We start from the raw sequence: 17,111 nt of genomic DNA, 5'->3' as shown, positions 1-17,111 counted from the left end.
GATGAGATGAAAATAGTTAGCTTACAGAGCGTGGGATTGGGGGCATCGTATGCTCGAGGTAATGGTGAAAAGTTTAATGCTCCATACGAAATTTACGTTGGTACAACATTCCTAGATGCTGCCGGAAATTCTTTAGATACCACAGTAACTGAAATTAAAAATATTCCGTATTTTGGAGTAAGTGGCGATTCAATTCCAGCACTTGGTACTTATGAAGTCCACACGTCAGACAGACACATCAGAGTGTTGCCAGCTGATAAGTACATTGCGGAATGGAGCGACGACACCGACCGTATCAGTCCTGATGACATCGGCAATGATATTCATGAGTTTTTACACGGAGGAGATAAGTGATGACTGAACCAGTAGCGTATGTACAAATTAAAGATGGTAAAGCATATAGCGTGCTTAGAAAAGGGACGCCAAACGATGAGTATACGCCTGTGTATACAGCGGAACAGTTACGTCCACGCGTGAAGATGACACAGGCGGAATTTGATGATTGGCATGAATTATACGAATGTAATACTTTATTCTCATCAGCAATGGCTTTACTAGATGATGACGAAGAGGTTGAAAAATATCACAACATCTTTATGAAAATTTATAAAGGTAAAGACGAATTAAACATTAAAAATGAAGTTGTTTTTGCAAAATTATGGTCTGATTACAACCCAGAAAACCCAGAAGAAACGATTGATATTGTTCCTGATATGAAGTGGTTTGTGAGAAGAATACTACCAAACACAGGTGGTAATATGCTTTATTGCACTGATGATGGGGAGCTGACTTACAACTATAACAAAGAATACGCCACACAATTTGATACCAAAGAAGAGGCTGAGAAATGGACCAACCCGCTAACAGAAGCGGTGAAGTTACCAGTGGAGGGAGAGTGATGGAAATATTGGCATGGAGCATTATTACAGCGGTCATAGCATTGGTAATTTTCATTATCGTTTCTGGCCTAATGTCTAGTAATCCGTTGACTAACCTATTAGCGACAATTTCAACAGCTTTGTTAGGTGCAATGATAGTGATTTTGCTAGTTACTTGGGCAATTTATGAGGTATTCAAATGATTGAAATAGGACACAACTTAAAGCATGCGATTGAGTCTGGCATGTTATTGTCAGCAATGGTCGCAGTGGTGCATATTGTAATGAAATATTATGGAGGTCGGAAATGACAGAAGATGAAAATGGTGGGCATGGTTACGTGGAGCATGCGTCAATAGGGAACAAAATCGTACATGTGTTTTATGCAGATGATAATGAAGGGTGTGAAAATAATGACAAGCAAAGCGTGGCGGATAAATGAAAGTAATAGAAAAGCAAGTGTACATCGTTGGTTTTCGTAAAACAGATAATGACGAATGGGAAACATCGGGTGCTACTTATGGCAATCAGATTGACGCACAAGCGGTCATGAATAAATTGAGTAAAAAGACGAAACAACAGTTGAAGCTGTTTAAATTTGGAAGGGCAATACCGGTGAAGTAGAAAGGGAGACATGGCGGATAGAGTTGATAGCATTTTGAGAGACTACTTCTCTGGTCGTCTCGAATTAAGAATTAAACAGCGTGAAGAAACGATACGGTATGACAGCCAAGAAGTTGATGAGAATATCGGTGGCGGTCGTGCGCAAAATAAACACACACGTCCAGTTGATGACATGGTGATACGACTTGATGAGGATAGATACCTTAACAGTCTCAAAAAGCAAAAGGAAGATGTTGAGCGTTGGATAGCCACGTTTGAGCCTGACAAGCAGAAAGTAGTTGCGTATTATTATGCAAGCAAGACTGTCACGTGGGTAAAGGTAGCACAGCAGTTTCACATATCTGAAAGTACAGCTAAGGCATGGCGTTCAGAGGTTAAACATATTCTTGGTGCTGTATTGTAGTCAGATGTATATTGCAAGCTGTTTTCTGACTTTTTATGCAAGAAAACGGTGCTATATTTGTATCATCAGATAATTAAGACGAGGCGAAGTTCTGTAATTTATTTAGCGATTGATTACTACGTTACGACGGACAGGCCAGTGCACCGGTGCGGGAACTTGCCTTAATAAGCGGTTGCTAGATATCCGATCAAAACTAGCGTATGTCTCGATTGTGACGCCTGACAATCTGGTTATTGCTTATCCATTAAAAGCAAATGTATGGTTAGTCATTAGTCGTTAAATATAAGCTGTACTTATAGATTAGTTCCAAATGACTAGCCAAGACCGTTACACCGAACGGTCGTATATATTTGAGTTATTAAGTAATCCTTAATAGCTGATAGTTGCACCTTAACGGGTGCTTTTTTATTGGAGAAGATTATGAATTTAACACTTGATGAAAAGAAAATACGCAAGGGAAAAGCTGTTGGACTTCCTTATGTTGGAAGTAAGAAGAAAATTAGCAAAAAGATTGTAGAAATAATCAAGCAGAATTTTGGAACAGATAAGACGGTTTACGATGTCTTCGGAGGTGGCGGTGCAATCACTGCTGAATTGATGATTAACGGCATCGATGTTGTTTATAATGACTTAGATAAAACAATTACGGATATGTTTAACCGTGTTTTGCATCAAGACAGAGAATGGATTAAAACGTTAATTGTTAGTCGTGATGAGTTCTTTACGATTAGAGAAAAAGAAATTAAAACGGTTGATGACGAATTGAAGTTGTTAGTCAATAGTTTTGGCAATAATCGAAAAGACTATTTATACGGTAAAAAGCTAAGCGATATAAAGTATAAGGTAGCCGTTGAGATTTTAGAAAGAGAAGATGTGTTATTCAGTTATAAGAATACCACAACGTACCAAAAATCTGCATATAAAAAAATAGATAAAAACGATAGGATACAACAATTAGAAAATATTCAAGCGTTAAATGACAATTTTTCAAACTATTCAAAAACAAAAACATATATTGACAAAGTATTTAACAACGAAGAAGTTTTTAGAAAGTGTATAAACAACAGGACAGGTAGAAAAATAATTCACCCCATTCAGCAAATTAATAGTCTGACGTCTGTTGCAAATGTTCAAAAATTAAACGGTTATCCGAAAACATCAAGCAAAGACTATCACTTTTTCTCAAACATCAGAGATAGTATTTTATATTTAGATCCACCCTATGAAAATACAGAAAACGGTTCATACAAAGCACAAATTGATTATCGAGATTTCTACGATTGGGCTGTTGAGATGTCAAAAAACAACATCGTATTGTTATCAAGTTATGAAGTTTCAGACGATAGATTTGAATGTGTTTACGAATTTAAAACCGCAAGGAGCACTTTTCAAAAAGGTGGATATGGTTCTAGATGCGAAAAGTTGTTTATGGTGAAATCATGAAAATAGATCGCGATTATGGACTTGTCGCCAGTGATGATGAATTAAACATCTACCGCAGGTTAGACAGGCAACAAAAATATAATAAGAAACACAACAAGGCATCTAAACGCAAGTCGAATACAGACAAGCGCAAAGATGCCTTTTATGATGATAGGAAGTGGCGATAATGGGCTACACAAAATGGACTGATGAATTAAAGAAGCGTGTTCAAGAATTGAGTGAGCAAGGACTTGATTCAAGAAGTATAATTGAAAAACTTTATGATGAAACAGGTGTGTATTATGCGAAACGTTCCGTTCAACGATACGCAAGTGTAAAAGCGCCACAAAACCACAATAGTGAAAACGACCATTTTAGTATTGAGCCTAAATATAGTTATGGTAGTGACGGTAAGGTTGATGATATTAAAATTACAGCTAAGTATCTACTACTGAATGAGCAGACACAAAAGACACCAGAGGATATTCTTGAGTATCTTAATCTTGATGTCAACGACTGGCGTATCGTGTCAGCAATTCCAAATCAATGGACGACACCAACGGATAATGGGCCAAAGTGGAACTTCCAGTTAAAGGTTAATGTTAAGCCAAAGTCAGATGATGAATTAACACCACAGGATATTGCTAATCTGTTCAAAGCAGACATTAGGCCATACACAGTCAAGCAGGTAGCACGAGACACACACAATTTGGTTGTACCGCTTCCTGACTTACATTTTGGTATAACTACTATGCTTGATGTTAAAGGACACTTAGATAGGCTGTTAGAGCTTATCAATAAGGGCTACAAAACGATTGTGATTGAGCAGCTAGGTGATCTATTCCATTCTAGTCAGATGTGGTCATCACAGACTTTAAAAGGCACGCTACTTGATGAAGTTAATATGGTAAAAGCCGTTGAGGACGCTAAACAGTTCTTTGACGTTTTGGTCACTGCTTCATTGAAAAATAGCACAACACTTCACATAAAACAAATGGCGGGAAATCATAGTGCTAATTTAGAGTATATGTTCATGGAGTATTTGAAAGCCAAGTACCCACAAGTCGTTATCAAGAATAACATTAAATTCCGTGATGCTTATTTACTGGATAACGTGGGCATCATGTTAGCTCACGGTGACTTAGCACCTAAGAATTTGCCTATGCTATTTGCAAATGAGTTTGGTGGTGTCTGGTCACTATCTCACAGTCGTGAAATCCATAAAGGTCACTTTCATAACGAGAAGACAGTTGATGAGGGTGGCGTGATTAGCCGACAACTTGGAACAGTCAAGCCCAACGACAAATACGAAATCATGAACGGATGGACGTTATCTAAGAAAGAACTATATGCACTTGAATACGATAGTGACAAGTTAGTTGCCGAGTGGCACGTTTAGGAGAATGATATGAAATTAGGTTTATTTAGTATATTAACAATTCTATTTATTTTGTTGAAAGTTTTCAATGTAGTCGCGTGGAGTTGGCTAATTGTATTTTCACCTTTAATTATCGGCGTTATTTTGTGGCTACTGCTTCTTGTTTTATTAATTTTTATTGAAGCAACGGCTGACAGATAAGCGCTTTTTATTTTGCAGTGAATGAGGAGAAAACAATGACAGAATTTAATTTAACTAACGGACAAGTAATTGAACTAACCAAAGACGGTATTTTGATTAGGGGTAATCATATCGAAATTGATGGTAGTCTGACTATTATTAAAGGCGATAAATTCGCAACCGTTATGGAGCAGGGTAATGAACAAGTTAAGAATTCATATGTACCTATTGATGATGAACCAAAGATTATGGAACCAGCTACAAAGCACAAGTCAACACGTGGATTAGATGACATTACTATTAACGTCAAGGTTGAAGTAGATGACAGTGAGATGAAACAATTAGGCGAGAAGTATTCTCGAATTGGTAGTGCCATCACTGAAGCGTTTGATAATGGGAAGTAAGGTACACACATGTGCATATCAAGGTTGCCATAAGCTGATACCATTTGATGACAGATACTGTACACAACATATTGCATTTCATCCCCGAGACACAAAGCGATTTGATAAGGCATACAATGTGAAGCGCCAACACGATAACAAGACCAAAGAACGTATCGCTTTCTATCAGACGAAACAATGGAAGCGGTTACGCAAGCAAGTTATCGAACGTGACAATGGGTTAGATCAATATGCTTTGCGTGATGGTCTGGTAGTTCCTGGTAAGTTGGTAGACCACATTGTCCCGATTGAGTTTGCGCCAGAGTTAAGAGATGACATCAACAACCTTGTGCTAACATCTATGGCTTCACATAAAGCTAAGACAGAGTGGGAACAGATATACTACGGCACAGGTAAGAAGAACACGATTAACAAGAGTGCTGTGCCTGTTAAAGAGATAAAATATATTCCAATTAAATTTAATGAATTAAAGACGATTTAAGACGTTTAAATGTATTTAGGTGTATTTATACTCAAACGGTTTTAAAACGTCTCTGTGAGCTTCTGATGGGGGGCTATGGGTACGATAAAAGGAAAACGTAGTATAGCTCTCGTCTTCTGTACAATTCCCAAAATTAATTATTTGAAAAGGAGGTGATTTTGTGGCTAATGCACCAGGTCAAGGTCGTAAACCAAAATTAAACAATCCAGATGTAAAGAACAAAGACCGTGCAGAACGTGCAAAACGAGCTATTGACAACAACAGTGACTTCCAAGCGATTAAATCACCGCCTTCTCGTTTAACTTCGGAAGAAAAGACGTTGTATAAGCACATCGTTCAAGAGTTTAACAGTAAAGGTATTTTGAAAGACTTAGACAGTTCTATTCTTGAAGAATTTGTTGTACAAGTTTCTGTTAGTCGTCAAGCTCGTAAAGTCATTAATGAGCATGGTGTGGTTATTTTTGAAGATGACAAAATGAAAAAGAATCCAGCCGTTGACGTTTTGAATAATGCAGTCAAAAACATTAAATCGCTAGGTTCGTCATTGGGATTAGATCCGATTAGTCGTAGTTCTATTTTAGCTGATGTTACTTCTGAAAATGATGATGAAACAGATGATATTGTTGCTAAGATGGGTGGGTAACTTTTTTAGGGTAACAGTAACTTTAAATCACTCTGCATAATAATATATATATAATAATATATTGTATTATGTTACTTTGTTACCTTTGTCTAGAAAGTCATTGTGGCTCAAAGGGTTAGATAGGTAACATTTTTTTTAGTAAAGTAACACGTTTTTTGTTACTTTTCGGGACTTTCTCATAATCTCATTTAATAAACGTTACTTTATAATTATATTTAACTGTTATATTTTACCTAGAAAGGGGATGATTTTTTGGACAAAGTGACACAATATGCTCAAGATGTTGTGAACGGAAAACGAGTAGCTGGTGAACTTTTAATCTTGAGTGCTAAACGCCATCTTGAAGACCTAAAACGTAAAGATTGGGATTATGAATTTGATTCTAATTACGTTGATGGCCTTTTATTATTCGCTCAATACGTGCCGGACCCTGACACAGGCGTTCCTATGCCATTGATGGATTGGGAAGTGTTTATTTTAGGGTCATTGGTAGGTTGGCGAAACAAAAAGACGGGTGGTAAGCGTTACCGCAAAGCGATTGCCAGTATCGCACGTGGTCAAGGTAAGACTTACTTAGCTAGTGTTCTGGCGACTTATGACTTCTTTGTACAGTCTTACAAAAAGAATAACCAAGATATCATTGTCGCTTCTAACACAGTTGCACAATCAAAGAAGCTATATGGATATATTCGTGGCACGATTAACAAAATGCGTCAAGGCATCTTCAAGAAGCGTGATAAAGATATTGCTGATACATACGAAACAATCACAATGAAGTCAAAAAATAATGTGATTGTCCGGTTGTCAGCCGATGGTGGCAAGTTTGATAGTTATCATGCTACTACTGCCATATTCGATGAGGCAGGCGACCAAAAAAGCCGTGAAGCGTTTGGGAAAATTACATCAGGACAGGTCAAGATTGAAGAAGCATTATTCTTAATGATTAGTACAGCGTATCAAAACCCTAATGCACCATTGCGTGAGGATATTAGGAACGTTTCTAATGACATTAAAAGTGGTGCTCATGAGCTAGACGACTTCTTTTTGGCTGTTTGGTCACAAGATAGTCCTGATGAAGTGTTCAAACCAGAGACTTGGGAGAAGTCAAACCCATTATTAGGGCTTGAAAGTCAGCACATGAAGCTGTTAAATGGTCTAGTTTCGGAGCGAAATACACTCATGTCGCAAGGAAAAATTAACGATTTTCTTGTTAAAAACATGAATATTTGGCTAAATGCAGAAGAAAACGCTGCTTTTTCACTGGAAGACGTGCAAAACGCTGTTATTCAAGATTTTGACATGCACAATCGCCAAGTTTACATTGGGTTTGATAATTCTATGACTAGTGATGACGCTGCATTAGCATTTGTGTTCCCATATATAGATGAAAATGGTGAACAACGCTTCCATTTGTATCAACATTCGTTTATACCGTGGCACAAGGCTGGAAACATTGAAGCTAAGGAAAAGCAAGATGGTATTAACTATCGTGACATGGAAGCTAAAGGATTTGCTGATATTACACAGCACAGACGTGGATTAATTGACAATGGCTTCATCTATCAGTGGCTTATGGACTTCGTGGAAGAGTACGAACTTGAAGTTTTGGTGTTTGCTTATGATTCGGCGCACGCTTATGCCTTTATTCAAACGATTGAAGAAGCGACAACTTGGACTATGCTACCAGTAAGGCAAGGTTCACTAAGTTTGAATGAGCCAACCAAGTGGCTACAAGACAGTTTCATTGAGGGACGTATCACACGGCTTGATGACCCAATGATGGAGAAGTCTTTGATGAATGCAGTTATTACAAGCGACAATAACGGTATCAAAATTGATAAAAATAAGGCGACTTTAAAGATTGATTTGGTCGATGCCTTAATTGACGCCTTGAAACAAGGTATTTATCATTTTGAAGATTTTGCTGGAACAGAAAAGAGTGAGTTTGACAGAATGAACGATGACCAGATTAATGAATACTTTACAAGTGGAGGTTTTGGCTTTTGAAAAGGATAAAAAATACAGTCAATTGGCTGTTTAAAAACATATCAGATATCACTTCACTATTGGGAGCGGCTGCGATTACGTATGCTGCTTTTTTATTGCACTTAATCGTTGGTTTTATTGTGTTAGGAGCGTTTCTGTTGTTGATTAGTTACTTCACACGTTCCAATAAAGGAGGTGAATGATGTTTTTTGAAAAAAGAAGCCAACCCATTAGAGGTTCGGGAAGCTCATATACGCTGTCAAGTGGTCAGATGGTCTTAGGTAGTGGATATATTAGTGCTGATAGAGCATTAAAGAATAGTGATGTATGGACTGCTGTTAATATTATCAGTTCCGACATTGCACGTGTTAAGTTTCATGCACCGAAGAAACAAAAAATTGATAAATTGTTAGGCACGCCAAGCCGTGTCACTAACCGTTTTAATTTTTTCCAGTCCATGATTGCACAAATGCTGTTGACAGGTAACGCTTATGCTTTGAGACGATTAGATGGATCGGGTGAGTATCTTGAATTTGTTTCACCATCGCATATTAGTCAGTATTTAAGTGATGATGGTCAAACAACGACCTATGACATTACTTTTAATGGTACACAAGAAGATGATTTGAAAAATGTGCCAGCAGATGATGTTATTCATTTACGATTACTTTCAACTGATGGCGGGTTAACTGGTAAAAGTCCCTTAACTGCATTAGTTGATGAGTTAACCCTGCAATCAGGTAACAACAAACTGGCTAATTCTGTATTCAACAAGTCAGCTAACCCTAGTGCAATGTTGAAACTCAATACTGGCAACAAATTAAACAGTGAGGGTCGTGAAGCTGTTCGTACTGCTTTTGAAGCAGCCAACACTGGCGTTAATGCTGGTCGAGTAATGGTAATGGACGGTACTTTTGACTATTCACAGTTGGAAGTTAAAAGTGATGTTGCTAAATTGTTGACTGCTACTGATTGGACGCGTTCTCAAATCGCTAAAGCGTTTATGTTGCCGTCCGACATGTTGGGTAGTGAGTCGGAACATTCTAACGCTGATCAGATACGAGCGACTTATAACAATACAATAGGTCGTTACCTAGCACCAGCATTGGAAGAACTTTCTATGAAGTACGGCGAGAATATTATTGCTGATATTCGTGAAGCTACCGATTTAGATGGTGCAATGCTTGAACAACGGACAACCAACTTAATTAAAGGTGGCGCAATTAGTTCTGTGCTTGGTCTTGAAATTCTTAAAGACAGTCACAGTGACTTGGTCACGCCTGATTTAATTAACGCCGTTGGTCAAGAAAACGCAGTAGGAAAGGAGTCAACAAATGCAGGAAATCAGAACGTATAGTATTTCTAATATTGAGATACGTGATGGCACAGATGGCAGAACCATCACGGGTTATCCAGTGGTATTCGGAAAGCCGTCACAGAACCTAGGAGGATTTATCGAATATGTCGATAATAACGCATTTAAGGACGTTTCTTTCGATAACGTGTATTTACTCTATGGTCATGATTTTAACAACGTACTGGCACGTGTGGACGCAGGAACACTATCCATTGGGGTAGATGATACAGGCGTCTTTTTTAATGCAACTTTACCAAACACAACCCTTGCAAATGATGTGCTTGAAGATATTCGAGTTGGCAACATTCAAGGTATGTCGTTTGGGTTTACGGTTGCTGATGAAAATTGGGAGGCGGGGGATGAAACTGATATTCGGACAATTCTCAAAATTGATGAGTTGTTTGAAATTACGCTCACGCCTATTCCTGCATACCAAGATACAAAGGTTGCCATTGCACAGCGTGATAAGTTACATCGTTCATCAGAACTTGAGCTTATCGAACTAAACGCCATCGAGCGTGAAATCGGAGGAATTAAAGTATGACAATTCAAGAAGAATTGGCTCAAAAGCAAACAGAATTGCGAGCAAAAATCGTAGAAGCACGTAAAGCAGTCGCTGATAAGGCAGATAATGCTGACTCATTGATGACTGAAGTTCGTGATTATGAATCAGACATCAAAAAGTTGAAAGAATTGGTTGACGCCATGCCTGACACTCTTGATGAAGAAGAAAAGGGTGACAACAAAGACGCTGGCAAGTCAACTGACAGCCAACCAACACCACCTGCTAATCCAGATGACAACCAACAACGATCACATGAAAAAGAAAAGGAGGTACGAGACGTGCCACAACCAGTAGGAGCAACACCAAAGAAAGAATATCGTGATTTGCTAAATGAGTTCTTACATTCAAAGGGTGAAAAGCGTGATGGTATCACATCAACTGATGTTGGTGCTGTTATCCCAGAAGAAATCATTTATAACCCAGAAGCAGCCATTGATACGGTTACTGACTTGTCTTCTTTGGTAACTAAGACAGCGGTTACTACTGCAAAGGGAACTTATCCTATTTTGAAGCGTGCTTCAACAAAGCTACCAACTGTTGCTGAATTAGCTGCTAACCCAGAATTGGGAAAGCCTGAATTTACTAATGTTGAATGGTCTGTCGATACTTACCGTGGTTACATTCCAGTATCACAAGAATCTATTGCAGATGCACAAGTAGATTTGGTTGCATTGGTATCAAACTGGGTTAACCAAGTTAAGGTCAACACTTCAAATGAAAAGATTGCTGCTGTACTTTCAAAGTTCAAAGCTAAGTCAGCAACATCAGCTACTTTGGTTGATGATTTGAAGACTATCAAGAATACTGCATTCGATCCAGCCTACAACTTGTCATGGGTTGTGACAGCTTCTGCATACAACGCACTTGACTTGTTGAAAGACACAACTGGTCGTCCATTGTTGCAAGAAGAAATTGGTAGCGCAACTGGTACGACTTTGTTCGGTAAGCCATTGACTGTTGTTGAAGACACTGCATTTGGTGGTGCTGAAGGTGTTAAGCAGTTGTTCATTGGTGATTTGAAGCGTGCTTCATTGTATGCAAACCGTGCTGATGCTGCCGTTCGTTGGGTTGACAATGATGTTTATGGTCAACTTTTGCAAGGTGTATTGCGTTTCGGTGTCTCTGCTGCTGATTCTGACGCTGGTGTATTTGTCACAATCACTGACACGCCCAGCGCAAGCTAATAACCTAGCTGATGAAACGCCAGCTAAACCAACCGAGGCTAATACAGTTGCTGAAATTAAGGCGTGGCTAGATGCACACAATGTGCCATATCCATCTAACGCTGTAAAGGCTGACTTGTTAGCATTGGTCAACGACACAGACGCTTAATCTGTCGAATGGGGTGTGAAGCCCATTAAGGAGGTCTTTATGGCAGAAGAAAAAGACTCACTGTTTGCTAAGACAAAGGTAGCTGTTCGTTCTACTGTTGTTGATGATGAACTTGATGCGGAATTGAACGATTTGATTTTGGCAGCTCGTGCAGACCTGAAAATATTTGGATTAGTTGATAAGGCTGATTCAAATGATAACGTTTTGATTACACAAGCTGTGCTGCTTTACGTGAAAGCCAATTGGGGTTATGACAATCCAGACGCTGAACGATTTGGTGCATTATATCAACAGTTAAAGGACAAGTTAAGTGTGTCAACACAATACTTGCAAGGTGATGGTTATGAAGTATGACGCAGTGCTTTATTTAATCACAGAAACCGATGTTCAAGATGATATTGGTAACTACAAACCAATCAAAACACCACGCAAAGTTTATGCTAATCCATTTACGGTTGGTCGTGCTGAATTTTCGGCAGCTGCTCAAAAAGGTTTAACGCCTGAATATTCGTTCCAAGTCAACACGATTGATTATGCAGGCGAAGAAAAAGCTCAATATCTTGGTCAAGAGTATGACATATACCGCACACAACAAAGTGGCGATAAGACAACGGTGTACTTAACAAAGAGGGTGGCAAATGGCGGAAATTAACCTTGCACAGGAAATAGTACAACATTTAAGGCAATACAGTTCAGATGTGGAACGTGATTTGGAAAGCGCTAAGAAACAGGTTGGTCAGAAAGCTGTGAAAGAGTTACGCAATGCTGGAAGTTTTGAGAACAGAACTGGTCGTTATCGTAAAGGGTGGCGCTTGCAAAAGGTTGGTAATAATTACGTTATTTTCAACGCAACAGACGCCTCATTGACTCATTTGCTGGAGTTTGGTCACGCTTTGCGAAACGGTGGACGTTCAAAAGCATTCCCGCACATTAAACCGGTTGAACAAATGGTTATCAATGAATTTGAAGCGGTTGTCAGAAAGGAGCTGTCATGAAATTAAGTGATTTTTATCAACAACTCAAAAACGTTACCGGTTTACCGTCTGTTTATCATCATTGGACGGTTGGTAAAGCACCTGCATTACCTTATACCGTGTATTACGTTGTTGAACGTGATGACATGATAGCTGATGACGAAAGCTACTTCAAAGTACGTTCAATGAACATTGAACTGTACACAGATTCCAAAGATGAAGACTTGGAAGCACGTGTTGAGTCATTTTTGAACGGTTTGGGTATCGTGCCTTATATCAGTGAGCAGTACATTGACGACGAGAAGATGTACGAAGTAATTTATGAATTTGATTTAGAAATGGAGAAATAAAATGGTAGCAAGTGAAAACAAAGTAACCTTTGGCTTGAAAAATACACATTATGCCGTCATTACCGATGATGGTACAAAGTTAACATACGGAACACCGGCTGCATTGCCTGGAGCAACAGAATTAACCTTAGATGCAAGTGGAAATGGGGTTGAATTTTCAGCAGACGATACGAAGTATTATACGGCTGACAACAACCAAGGTTATACAGGTAAGTTAACCATTGCAAAATTGACAGAAGCGTTTGAAAAAGAAGTCCTGGGTATTGACGACAGCAAAGGTGTTTCAACAGAAAATGCAAACGCAAAGATTAAGCGCATTGCTCTGATGTTTGAATTTGATGGTGACCAAAAAGCTGTTCGTCATTTGTTGTTCAATGTGTCATTGTCGCGCCCTGGCGATGGTTCAAAGACAAAAGAAGACAAGGTTGATGTTAACACGCAAGAACTTGAATTTACAGCAGCGCCCGATCCATATTCTGGTGATGTTAAGACTAAGACTAATTCAGCAACTACTGAAGCGGTTTATAACGCATGGTATGACGCGGTGTTTACAGGTGAAGCTGCTCAAACAGGTGGTGAATAACAAAGTGGGTTATCCCACGTACATACCAATATGAAAGAGGTTAAAAAATGGAAAAGACAATCAATATTGATGGTAAAGACGTGAAGTTAATTTCAAGCGGTGCAACACCAATCATTTACAAGAACGCATTTGGACGTGACTTTTTCGCAGACTTGGGACAATTCTTAAAAATTGCCGAAACGGCTAACAAGTCGAAAAAGGGTCAAGAAATGGCTGCATTGTTACCATTGTTTGAAAACGGAGATATTGCAATCATGTATAACTTCGTTTGGGTATATGCAAAAAACGCAGACATGAGTTTAAAACCCTTAGATGAATGGCTTGCCGATTTCACCGAGTTTCCAATGTTTGATTTTATTGGTGATGTCATGGAATTGGTCATGCGTTCAGTGACAACAAAAAAAGCTTAAAGACCAGTCAAGAAAGTGACGAGACATTTGATGATGAGAGTTATCTGTACGTTGCTAAAAAGGCTGGTCTTTCATTTGAAGAAATGCAGATGATGGATATAGGACAAGTGATGGACTATATCACGGAGTATGTCAATTCTGAAACGCCTGATAGTCAAAAAGACAAGAAAGTCAAAGCTAATCAGGCAATGTTCGATTCATTTTAAAAAATTAGCGCTTAGTAGCGCTTTTTTTGTACATAAATTAGGAGGTGGCTATGTCTAGAAATATCAAAGGTATCACAATTGAAATAAATGGTGATACAAAAGGCTTGGATAAAGCGCTGTCTAGTGTCAACTCTAGCGCAAATAAGACACAGAGCGAATTACGTGATGTCAACAAGCTATTAAAATTAGATCCAGGCAACACAGAACTGGTTGCGCAAAAACAAAAGTTGTTGTCACAAGCAATTACGCAAACGGGCGACAAGTTAAAGACGTTGAAAGACGCACAGGCACAAGTTGATGCACAGTTTGCTAAAGGCGATATTGGGGAAGAACAGTATCGTGCGTTCCAACGTGAAATAGCTTCAACCGAGGCAACGTTAAAAGGTTATAAGTCCCAACTTTCAACAGCAGAAAATAGTCAGCAAGAGTTGAGCCAATCAACACAAAGATTGCAAAACTATTTTAAGGCTACCGGAACATCTGTTGATGATTTTAAAAGTGTGTTAGGTACACGGCTGGTTAATGCAATTAAGAGTGGTACGGCCAATTCTGAATCACTAGACAGAGCCTTGCAAATGATTGCCAAAGAGAGTGGTGTGGCAAGCTCTGATATGTCAAAACTGACACAGACACTCGATAAAGTTGATGATACTAATATCACTAATGCCTCAAAAGCCATTGAGGACTTAGGCAATAAGACTGATGAAACGTCTGGAAAGATGGACGTGTTCAAAGGCGCTACTATGGCTGAGGGTCTATCGCAGGTAAGCGACAAGGCTGCAGAAATGGGTGATGCTATTGTCGAAACTGCAATGGACTTTGGTAATGCACAATCATCAATGCAGAACACGATGGGTCTAACGGCTTCAAGTGCAAAATCTGCCACAGACGTTGTCAAAAATGTTTTTGGAACAGGAATGGTTGATAGTGTTGATGAAGCTAACGAAGCTGTTCAAGATGTTATAAACGGCTTTGGCACGATTGTAAGCAGTGGTGACATTAAAAAGCTGTCTCTTGATTTGGTTGCGGTTTCAAAACACGGTGGTGTTGATATTAAAGACGCAGTTAACTCATCTAGTCAAGCTATGAAAGCTATGGGGCTTACTGGTCAGGAAGCCACTGATTTGATTTCTAAAGGGTTACAAGATGGATTGAATAAGAACGATGACTTCTTAGATACGGTTAACGAATATGCACCAACATTTCAAGATGCAGGAATAAGTGCAGGTGGTATGTTATCGGTCTTAAATGCAGGAATGCAAGCCGGGGCATTTAATACCGATAAGGTAGCCGACGCTGTGAAAGAATTTCAACTTAGACTAACGTCTGGTCAGCTCGATGAGCCGATGAAACAGTTTAGTAAATCAACACAAGATGCTTTCGCACAATTTAAAGCCGGAAAGGCAACAAGTGCTGATGTTATGGCTTCTGTTGGTCAAGACTTGTCTAAAATGCCGGCTGATAAGGCTAAAGCCGCAGTTCAAGGTCTAGGAACACAATTTGAAGATTTGGGGCAACAAGCTTCATCATCGTTGTTAATGGCTACCAAAGAGACTGAAAAGACTACCGGCGCTACAAAAAAGATGAATGAACAAACACCGGGAGAAAAATGGACAAGCGCATTAAATAAGTTGAAGTTGTCATTTTCAGACATCGTTATTCAAATGACGCCATTAATTAACAAGTTATCAGACTTAATAAAATGGTTTGACAATTTAAATCCGACAGTAAAAACAGTAATTGGTGTTTTTGGTGGTATATCGGTGGCTATTGCTGCTTTGGCGCCAATAATAACAATGATAGCTGGTATTATTGGTACTTTTGGTGCTACAGCCTTGTTACCAATCATTGGAATTATAGCTGGTATCATTGCAGCAATAACGGCAGTTGTTTTGGTATTTCAAAATTGGGGAAAAATTGTTGACTGGATTAAAGGCGTTTGGTCGGACATGGTCAACAACGTTAAAGCAATTTGGAACGATTTAATATTGTCAATCAACGTTGGAATAGCAAACTTTCAAATATGGTGGAGTAATATTTGGACTGCTATTAAACAAAAAGTGTCTGATATTTGGAACGGTATTAAGACAATGTTTTCAAATGTTGTTAATGCAATAGTCACCGCTGTAAGTAACAAGTTTAACCAAATGAAGAATGGCATATCAAATATTTTCAATGCCATAAAATCAGTAGCGACTAGCGTATGGAATGCAATTAAATCAGCAGTTTCATCAGTCGTAAATGCTATTAAGTCCACAGTTACGTCAGTATGGAACGGTATAAAATCCGTTACATCATCAGTATTTAATGCTGTTAGGTCGACTGCTAGTTCTGTTTGGAATGGTATTAAGTCAACGATTTCAGGTGTTGTTAATGGTATCAAGAGTACCGTAAGTAGTATTTGGAACGGCATTAAATCAGTTACTACTAGCGTCTGGAACGGTATTAAGTCAGCTATCACATCACCTATTCAAGCAGCACACAATGTGATTAGCGGAATTGTCAATAGAATTAAAAGTCTGTTTAATTTCAGATTGAGGTTTCCATCAATTGACATCCCACATATTCCACTGCCTCACTTTAATCTATCTGGTTCATTTAATCCGTTAAAGGGTAAGATACCTCACATCGGTGTTGATTGGTATGCAAAGGGTGGTGTGTTCACTAAGCCTACTTTGTTTGCTAATAACGGCGGATTTAGTGGTGTTGGTGAAGCAGGACCCGAAGCAGCATTACCACTTAATGCTAAGACGTTGGGTGGTATTGGTAAGGGCATTGCTGAAGCAACCGGTGGATTAGGCGGTGACACAATCAATGTGACCGTTCAAGTGTTAGCTGACACATCAGCACAAACGATAAAGAAGTTAACAGACGCTGTGACAGACGGTATCACACGTGCTCAAAATTCTAAAACTAGAGCGATAGGAGGTTAATCA

25 protein-coding genes are annotated in these 17,111 nt (G+C 38.9%); all 25 read left to right on the top strand.

Going from position 1 to position 17,111, the window contains the following annotated elements:
- Positions 1–6: 6 nt before the first annotated feature.
- The 25 genes from IEU65_RS03520 to IEU65_RS03410 all read left to right on the top strand — a co-directional run bounded on the left by IEU65_RS03520 (position 7) and on the right by IEU65_RS03410 (position 17,108).
- Positions 7–354: a hypothetical protein gene (locus IEU65_RS03520; RefSeq protein ID WP_010276455.1), complete on the top strand. Its 348-nt coding sequence runs from the start codon at positions 7–9 to the stop codon at positions 352–354.
- On the top strand, positions 354–899 hold the full coding sequence (locus IEU65_RS03515; protein WP_010276450.1) for a hypothetical protein: 546 nt from the start codon (positions 354–356) through the stop codon (positions 897–899). Before IEU65_RS03520 ends, IEU65_RS03515 begins: the two co-directional genes overlap by 1 nt.
- Positions 899–1,081, top strand: coding sequence for a hypothetical protein (locus IEU65_RS03510; RefSeq protein WP_010276446.1), 183 nt, complete (start codon positions 899–901; stop codon positions 1,079–1,081). Before IEU65_RS03515 ends, IEU65_RS03510 begins: the two co-directional genes overlap by 1 nt.
- A gap of 103 nt (positions 1,082–1,184) precedes the next feature.
- Positions 1,185–1,319: a hypothetical protein gene (locus IEU65_RS10455; RefSeq protein ID WP_010276439.1), complete on the top strand. Its 135-nt coding sequence runs from the start codon at positions 1,185–1,187 to the stop codon at positions 1,317–1,319.
- Positions 1,316–1,501 (top strand): hypothetical protein, encoded by a 186-nt coding sequence (locus tag IEU65_RS03505; protein ID WP_010276435.1) that lies wholly within the window; start codon positions 1,316–1,318, stop codon positions 1,499–1,501. Before IEU65_RS10455 ends, IEU65_RS03505 begins: the two co-directional genes overlap by 4 nt.
- Positions 1,502–1,511: 10 nt before the next feature.
- Complete coding sequence (locus tag IEU65_RS03500) at positions 1,512–1,904, top strand: DUF722 domain-containing protein (protein ID WP_010276432.1); 393 nt, start codon at positions 1,512–1,514, stop codon at positions 1,902–1,904.
- A 420-nt stretch (positions 1,905–2,324) separates the two neighbouring features.
- A complete protein-coding gene (locus IEU65_RS03495; RefSeq protein ID WP_010276429.1) occupies positions 2,325–3,347 on the top strand; it encodes a DNA adenine methylase in 1,023 nt (340 codons plus the stop codon).
- The gene (locus IEU65_RS03490) at positions 3,344–3,514 is read left to right on the top strand and encodes a hypothetical protein (protein WP_010276426.1); all 171 of its coding nucleotides are present in this window, start codon (positions 3,344–3,346) and stop codon (positions 3,512–3,514) included. The genes IEU65_RS03495 and IEU65_RS03490 overlap by 4 nt, the downstream gene beginning before the upstream one ends.
- Positions 3,514–4,725 carry a hypothetical protein gene (locus IEU65_RS03485; RefSeq protein WP_010276423.1) on the top strand — a complete coding sequence of 404 codons (1,212 nt, stop codon included), beginning with the start codon at positions 3,514–3,516 and terminating at the stop codon, positions 4,723–4,725. Before IEU65_RS03490 ends, IEU65_RS03485 begins: the two co-directional genes overlap by 1 nt.
- 9 nt (positions 4,726–4,734) lie before the next feature.
- Entirely contained in the window at positions 4,735–4,905 is a 171-nt protein-coding gene (locus IEU65_RS03480) for a hypothetical protein (protein ID WP_010276420.1), read from the top strand.
- A gap of 35 nt (positions 4,906–4,940) precedes the next feature.
- On the top strand, positions 4,941–5,288 hold the full coding sequence (locus IEU65_RS03475; protein WP_010276418.1) for a hypothetical protein: 348 nt from the start codon (positions 4,941–4,943) through the stop codon (positions 5,286–5,288).
- Entirely contained in the window at positions 5,278–5,769 is a 492-nt protein-coding gene (locus tag IEU65_RS03470; RefSeq protein WP_010276415.1) for an HNH endonuclease, read from the top strand. The genes IEU65_RS03475 and IEU65_RS03470 overlap by 11 nt, the downstream gene beginning before the upstream one ends.
- A 160-nt stretch (positions 5,770–5,929) precedes the next feature.
- A complete protein-coding gene (locus tag IEU65_RS03465) occupies positions 5,930–6,412 on the top strand; it encodes a phage terminase small subunit P27 family (RefSeq protein WP_010276412.1) in 483 nt (160 codons plus the stop codon).
- A gap of 261 nt (positions 6,413–6,673) precedes the next feature.
- Positions 6,674–8,419 carry a terminase large subunit gene (locus tag IEU65_RS03460; RefSeq protein ID WP_242455650.1) on the top strand — a complete coding sequence of 582 codons (1,746 nt, stop codon included), beginning with the start codon at positions 6,674–6,676 and terminating at the stop codon, positions 8,417–8,419.
- 181 nt (positions 8,420–8,600) lie between these two features.
- The gene (locus tag IEU65_RS03455) at positions 8,601–9,755 is read left to right on the top strand and encodes a phage portal protein (protein WP_010276403.1); all 1,155 of its coding nucleotides are present in this window, start codon (positions 8,601–8,603) and stop codon (positions 9,753–9,755) included.
- On the top strand, positions 9,733–10,299 hold the full coding sequence (locus IEU65_RS03450) for an HK97 family phage prohead protease (RefSeq protein ID WP_010276400.1): 567 nt from the start codon (positions 9,733–9,735) through the stop codon (positions 10,297–10,299). The genes IEU65_RS03455 and IEU65_RS03450 overlap by 23 nt, the downstream gene beginning before the upstream one ends.
- Positions 10,296–11,504 (top strand): phage major capsid protein, encoded by a 1,209-nt coding sequence (locus IEU65_RS10370; protein ID WP_010276397.1) that lies wholly within the window; start codon positions 10,296–10,298, stop codon positions 11,502–11,504. Before IEU65_RS03450 ends, IEU65_RS10370 begins: the two co-directional genes overlap by 4 nt.
- Positions 11,470–11,652 (top strand): HeH/LEM domain-containing protein, encoded by a 183-nt coding sequence (locus tag IEU65_RS10365; protein WP_010276393.1) that lies wholly within the window; start codon positions 11,470–11,472, stop codon positions 11,650–11,652. The genes IEU65_RS10370 and IEU65_RS10365 overlap by 35 nt, the downstream gene beginning before the upstream one ends.
- Positions 11,653–11,691: 39 nt before the next feature.
- Entirely contained in the window at positions 11,692–12,006 is a 315-nt protein-coding gene (locus IEU65_RS03440) for a phage head-tail connector protein (protein ID WP_010276388.1), read from the top strand.
- Positions 11,996–12,304, top strand: a complete 309-nt coding sequence (locus IEU65_RS03435; RefSeq protein ID WP_010276385.1) for a hypothetical protein — start codon at positions 11,996–11,998, stop codon at positions 12,302–12,304. The genes IEU65_RS03440 and IEU65_RS03435 overlap by 11 nt, the downstream gene beginning before the upstream one ends.
- Positions 12,291–12,647, top strand: coding sequence for an HK97 gp10 family phage protein (locus IEU65_RS03430; RefSeq protein WP_010276382.1), 357 nt, complete (start codon positions 12,291–12,293; stop codon positions 12,645–12,647). Before IEU65_RS03435 ends, IEU65_RS03430 begins: the two co-directional genes overlap by 14 nt.
- A complete protein-coding gene (locus IEU65_RS03425) occupies positions 12,644–12,976 on the top strand; it encodes a hypothetical protein (protein WP_010276380.1) in 333 nt (110 codons plus the stop codon). Before IEU65_RS03430 ends, IEU65_RS03425 begins: the two co-directional genes overlap by 4 nt.
- Position 12,977: 1 nt before the next feature.
- Positions 12,978–13,559: a major tail protein gene (locus tag IEU65_RS03420; protein WP_010276377.1), complete on the top strand. Its 582-nt coding sequence runs from the start codon at positions 12,978–12,980 to the stop codon at positions 13,557–13,559.
- 47 nt (positions 13,560–13,606) lie between these two features.
- Complete coding sequence (locus IEU65_RS03415) at positions 13,607–13,969, top strand: hypothetical protein (protein ID WP_010276374.1); 363 nt, start codon at positions 13,607–13,609, stop codon at positions 13,967–13,969.
- 256 nt (positions 13,970–14,225) lie between these two features.
- On the top strand, positions 14,226–17,108 hold the full coding sequence (locus IEU65_RS03410; RefSeq protein ID WP_010276369.1) for a phage tail tape measure protein: 2,883 nt from the start codon (positions 14,226–14,228) through the stop codon (positions 17,106–17,108).
- Positions 17,109–17,111: the final 3 nt, after the last annotated feature.

Origin of the sequence: Leuconostoc pseudomesenteroides KCTC 3652 (assembly GCF_014634745.1) — a bacterium.
Taxonomy (GTDB): domain Bacteria; phylum Bacillota; class Bacilli; order Lactobacillales; family Lactobacillaceae; genus Leuconostoc; species Leuconostoc pseudomesenteroides.
The sequence above is the reverse complement of the archived record's forward strand: the minus strand, read 5'-3'. Positions and strand labels throughout refer to the sequence as shown.

Bases quoted from the DNA above. Each gene is read 5' to 3' on its own strand.
- IEU65_RS03520 (WP_010276455.1), top strand. From the start codon at position 7: ATGAAAATAGTTAGCTTACAGAGCGTGGGATTGGGGGCATCGTATGCT.
- IEU65_RS03515 (WP_010276450.1), top strand. From the start codon at position 354: ATGACTGAACCAGTAGCGTATGTACAAATTAAAGATGGTAAAGCATAT.
- IEU65_RS03510 (WP_010276446.1), top strand. From the start codon at position 899: ATGGAAATATTGGCATGGAGCATTATTACAGCGGTCATAGCATTGGTA.
- IEU65_RS10455 (WP_010276439.1), top strand. From the start codon at position 1,185: ATGACAGAAGATGAAAATGGTGGGCATGGTTACGTGGAGCATGCGTCA.
- IEU65_RS03505 (WP_010276435.1), top strand. From the start codon at position 1,316: ATGAAAGTAATAGAAAAGCAAGTGTACATCGTTGGTTTTCGTAAAACA.
- IEU65_RS03500 (WP_010276432.1), top strand. From the start codon at position 1,512: ATGGCGGATAGAGTTGATAGCATTTTGAGAGACTACTTCTCTGGTCGT.
- IEU65_RS03495 (WP_010276429.1), top strand. From the start codon at position 2,325: ATGAATTTAACACTTGATGAAAAGAAAATACGCAAGGGAAAAGCTGTT.
- IEU65_RS03490 (WP_010276426.1), top strand. From the start codon at position 3,344: ATGAAAATAGATCGCGATTATGGACTTGTCGCCAGTGATGATGAATTA.
- IEU65_RS03485 (WP_010276423.1), top strand. From the start codon at position 3,514: ATGGGCTACACAAAATGGACTGATGAATTAAAGAAGCGTGTTCAAGAA.
- IEU65_RS03480 (WP_010276420.1), top strand. From the start codon at position 4,735: ATGAAATTAGGTTTATTTAGTATATTAACAATTCTATTTATTTTGTTG.
- IEU65_RS03475 (WP_010276418.1), top strand. From the start codon at position 4,941: ATGACAGAATTTAATTTAACTAACGGACAAGTAATTGAACTAACCAAA.
- IEU65_RS03470 (WP_010276415.1), top strand. From the start codon at position 5,278: ATGGGAAGTAAGGTACACACATGTGCATATCAAGGTTGCCATAAGCTG.
- IEU65_RS03455 (WP_010276403.1), top strand. From the start codon at position 8,601: ATGTTTTTTGAAAAAAGAAGCCAACCCATTAGAGGTTCGGGAAGCTCA.
- IEU65_RS03450 (WP_010276400.1), top strand. From the start codon at position 9,733: ATGCAGGAAATCAGAACGTATAGTATTTCTAATATTGAGATACGTGAT.
- IEU65_RS10370 (WP_010276397.1), top strand. From the start codon at position 10,296: ATGACAATTCAAGAAGAATTGGCTCAAAAGCAAACAGAATTGCGAGCA.
- IEU65_RS03440 (WP_010276388.1), top strand. From the start codon at position 11,692: ATGGCAGAAGAAAAAGACTCACTGTTTGCTAAGACAAAGGTAGCTGTT.
- IEU65_RS03435 (WP_010276385.1), top strand. From the start codon at position 11,996: ATGAAGTATGACGCAGTGCTTTATTTAATCACAGAAACCGATGTTCAA.
- IEU65_RS03430 (WP_010276382.1), top strand. From the start codon at position 12,291: ATGGCGGAAATTAACCTTGCACAGGAAATAGTACAACATTTAAGGCAA.
- IEU65_RS03425 (WP_010276380.1), top strand. From the start codon at position 12,644: ATGAAATTAAGTGATTTTTATCAACAACTCAAAAACGTTACCGGTTTA.
- IEU65_RS03420 (WP_010276377.1), top strand. From the start codon at position 12,978: ATGGTAGCAAGTGAAAACAAAGTAACCTTTGGCTTGAAAAATACACAT.
- IEU65_RS03415 (WP_010276374.1), top strand. From the start codon at position 13,607: ATGGAAAAGACAATCAATATTGATGGTAAAGACGTGAAGTTAATTTCA.
- IEU65_RS03410 (WP_010276369.1), top strand. From the start codon at position 14,226: ATGTCTAGAAATATCAAAGGTATCACAATTGAAATAAATGGTGATACA.